The sequence below is a fragment of the Streptomyces sp. SID14478 genome, from assembly GCF_010548525.1.
Lineage (GTDB): Bacteria > Actinomycetota > Actinomycetes > Streptomycetales > Streptomycetaceae > Streptomyces.
Map to the genome: position 1 here is coordinate 1 of NZ_JAAGMG010000269.1, position 3,719 is coordinate 3,719.

Annotated in this window: 3 protein-coding genes; all 3 read right to left on the minus strand. The window is 74.0% G+C overall.

Annotated elements, in window-relative coordinates; translation table 11 throughout:
• Positions 1-1,407 (minus strand): glycoside hydrolase family 3 N-terminal domain-containing protein (locus G3I40_RS09470; protein WP_164301713.1); only part of this gene is annotated, 1,407 nt, incomplete at its 3' end.
• Positions 1,404-3,338, minus strand: coding sequence for a cellulase family glycosylhydrolase (locus G3I40_RS09475; RefSeq protein ID WP_164301714.1), 1,935 nt, complete (start codon positions 3,336-3,338; stop codon positions 1,404-1,406). The genes G3I40_RS09470 and G3I40_RS09475, both read right to left, overlap by 4 nt.
• 42 nt (positions 3,339-3,380) lie before the next feature.
• The coding region (locus G3I40_RS09480; RefSeq protein ID WP_164301715.1) for a substrate-binding domain-containing protein at positions 3,381-3,719 on the minus strand (339 nt) is incomplete at its 5' end.

Below are 3,719 nucleotides of genomic sequence, written 5' to 3' on the forward strand. Positions count from 1 at the left end.
CTCGCCGAACCCGGACCGGTCGCCGCCGACCAGCTCGCAGCCGCGCGCGTACGTCACCGTGCGGTCCCGGCCCGCGGCGGCGCGGATCCCGTCGAGCACCGTGACGCCGGTGCCGGGCCGCTGCGGCGCCGTATAGTCGCCGATCTGCTGCGGCACGGAGTCGGCGTTCGGGCCGAGGACCGCGACGCGACGCACGACGGGCGACAGGGGCAGGGTCGTCCCGTCGTGCTCCATCAGAGTGACCGACGCGCGCGCCAGACGCACGCTCAACTCCCTTGCGGCGGCAGGGATTTCGGAACTCCGCAGCGGGGCTGCCCGGTCGAACAGGCCCAGCCGGAACTTGAGGGTCAGCACCCGTGCGACCGCCGTGTCCAGCGTCCGTTCGGCGACCAGCCCGCGCTCCACCGCCTCCCCGAGCCGGGGGAACGCGTCGTCCCACAGGCTCAGGTCCGTGCCCGCCGCGAGCGCCATCGCCCCGGCGGCGGCCGGGTCCCCGGCCAGCCGCACGAGCCGGTCGAGGGCGCACCCGTCCGCCATCACGATCCCGTCGAACCCCCAGCGCTCCCGCAGGAGTTCCGTCAGCAGATACGGCTGCGCCGCGCACGGCAGCCCGTCGAACTCGTTGTACGCGGCCATCAGCCCGGCGGCCCCGGCCCGCACCCCGGCGCGGGCCGCCGCCAGATGGATCTCGTGCAGCTCGCGCACGCCCAGCTCGGTCGCCGCGCTGTTGCGCCCGCCGACCGTCGCGCCCTGCCCGGCGAAGTGCTTGAGCACCACGCCGACGCCCTCGCCCCGCATCCCCCGCACCAGCGCCTCGGTGAACCGCGCGGCCAGGTAGGGGTCCTCGCCGAAGCACTCCTCGGCCCGGCCCCAGCGCGGGTCGCGGACCAGGTCGAGGGCCGAGACGAGCGCCACGTGGCCGCCCCGGGACCGCAGTTCGCGCGCGGCTGCGCCGGCCGCCTCCTCGTACAGGTCCGGGTCCCAGCTCGCGCCGACCGCGAGATGCACCGGCAGCACTGTGCCGTCCAGCGCCTGGTGACCGTGCGGCACCTCCTCGACCATCAGGACCGGAATGCCCAGCCGGGTCTCCTCGGCGACGTGGCGCTGCACCGCCTCCGTGACCCCGGCCGCGTCCGCCGCCGTGATGCCGTCGGCGAAGGTCACCCCGGACCACGGGTCGGCGCGCTGCAACCCGTACAGGGCGCCCATCCCGCCGTACGCCGCGACCTCGTCACGGAAGGCGTCCGTCAGGCGGAACGTGCCGTCGTCGCGGCGCTCGTACGCGTGCCAGCCGTACAGGCGCTGATTGACCTGACCGACCTTCTCCGGGAGCGTCATCCGGCCCAGCAGGTCCCGCACCCGGTCGGGCACGGCGGCGCCCGGGTCCCGGTACAGCGGCTCGCTCACCGCAGTTCCAGCACGCGGACACCGAAGGCGGGCAGCGCGACGTCGCTCACCCGCTCGCCCGTGCCCAGGTCGTGCAGGGTACCCGCGGCCGTCGGCCGCACCGAGACCGCGTCGTCCGCCTGGCTGACCAGCCACACGAACCGCCGCCCGTCCTCGTGCACCAGCACGTCGGCGCCCACGAACGGGTCGTCCACCGTCACCGTCCGCTCCACGCCCGCCACTTGGGCCAGCGCCGCGTACAGGCGGTGCGTCTGCTCCGGGTTCACCCGGGCCGTGCGGGCGGCCATGTGCTCCAGCGGGTACGTGGCGAGGACGGTGCGGCCGCGGCCGGTCTCCCGGCACAGCAGCGCGGGACGGCCGTGCCCGTCCACCGCCACCACCCGGGCCTCCCTCGGGTCGACCGGCAGATAGGCGCGGCTGTCCTCGTTCCCCGCGACCGGGAAGCACAGCGTCTCGCCCGCGCGTATGCCGCCGAAGTCCTCCTGGAACGTCATCTCCAGGACGTCGTCCCCGATCGGCTCCGCGACCCCGTACGACAGCTGGTGCTCGACGCCGAACAGGCCGTCCAGGTCGTCGAACCACGGGCCGCGCGTGCCCGGGTGCTCGCCCGAGCAGAAGGACAGGTAGACGGTGGCGCCCTCGTCGGCGCGGCGCTGCAGCGCCCGTCGCGTCCGCGTCGTCAACTGCCGGGTGGCGGGCAGCAGATAGAGGGCGACGTCCTCGGCGATCCCGTCCGCCTCCCGCGTCAGGCCCGCCGGCAGGTCGGCGGCGCGCGCGGCGACGTACCCCTGGTGCAGCGACGTGAAGATCAGCGGGCGGTCGGCGGGACGGCTGTAGGGGTAGCCGCGCTCCAGGAACGCCGGCACCACCAGCGCCGCGCCCGCGTCCGCGCGGCGGCAGCGCGCGAAGTCGACACCCTTCAACACCTCGGCGAACGCCGCCAGTTCGCGCAGGGGAGCCTTCGGCGCGCCGGTGCTGTCCGTGATGCCGAAGTGCATCTCGAAGGGGTGGTGGTCGTAGGGCGAGCGGTCCCACAGGTCGTCGTAGTCGGTGTTGTTCCAGGCCATCCAGCCCGTCGCGCCGCCGAGCAGCGAGTTGTGCAGGGTCTGGCGGTAGTACACGCCCGCGTTCTCGGCGGACACCGTGTCCGTCGACAGGCCGAACTCCTCCAGGACCACGGGCTGTCCGGTCACCGCCGCCAGCTCGCACTCGAACGCGGCACGGTAGTGCTGGCGCGCCCGGTCCGTGTCCGAGCGGTACACGTGCGGGCCCACGAAGTCCACGTACTCGGCGGTGTCGCGCAGCGAGAAGCCGTTGTCGCGGCCCGTCACCTCGATGCCCCAGGCGCCGTCACCCAGCGACACGGGCTGCGTCGCGCCCGCCGCCCGTACCGCATTGCACATGGCCTGCGCCCAGGCCGTCACGACGTCGCTGTGCGGCGGGTCGACCTGGTAGATGCGGCCGTAGCCCGGCATCTCGTTCGTGATGAGCCAGCCGGTGACGGCCGGATGGTCCTTGAAGCGGCGCGTCATCTGCCCCGCGAACCACGCCTGGCGACCCACCATCCACACGTCCTCGTACAGGTCGCGGCCGCCGCGCCAGGCCGGGTCCCAGTTCTCGCCGGACATGTGGCCCACGATGAACGTCGGCACCGTGCCCATGCCCAACTCCCGGTGCGCGTCCAGGAAATCGGCGAACCGGGCGCACAGCTCCTCGTCGATGCGGTGCGGTTCGGGGTGGAAGTCGGGCCAGTAGAAGAACGAGCGCGTCATGTTCAGGCCGTGCGCGCGCAGCACCTGAAGCTCCTCACGCACCACCTTCGGGTCGTAGTCGCGCCACATCAAAGGGCCGCCGGTGCGGGACCAGAAGTTGGCGCCGAGCCAGGGCAGGACGGCGGCGTCGTGGGTGAGGTGGGCACTGTGGCGTCGCATGGTGGTACGGGTCTCCGTTGCAGAAGTGCGGTGTGCGGTACGTCAGTTGAGGGGGAGCGGACCGGTCGACTCGCGCACGACCAGGCGCGGCCGGTCCGTCAGGGGCGGCGTGGACAGGTCCTCGCCGCAGCGGGCGAGCAGCGCGCGGGCGGCGGCCGCGCCGACCCGCTGCACCTGCTGGTCGACGGTGGTCAGCCGGGGGTGCAGCAGGCGGCCGAGCGGCAGGTTGTCGTAGCCGACGACGGAAAGGTCCTCCGGTACGCGCAGGCCCGCCCGCTGGGCGGTGCCGATGCCGCACACGGCCATCGAGTCGTTGGCGTAGACGAGCGCGGTGGGCCGCTCGGCGCCGGCCGCGGCGAGCAGCTCCCGGGTCGTGGCGAC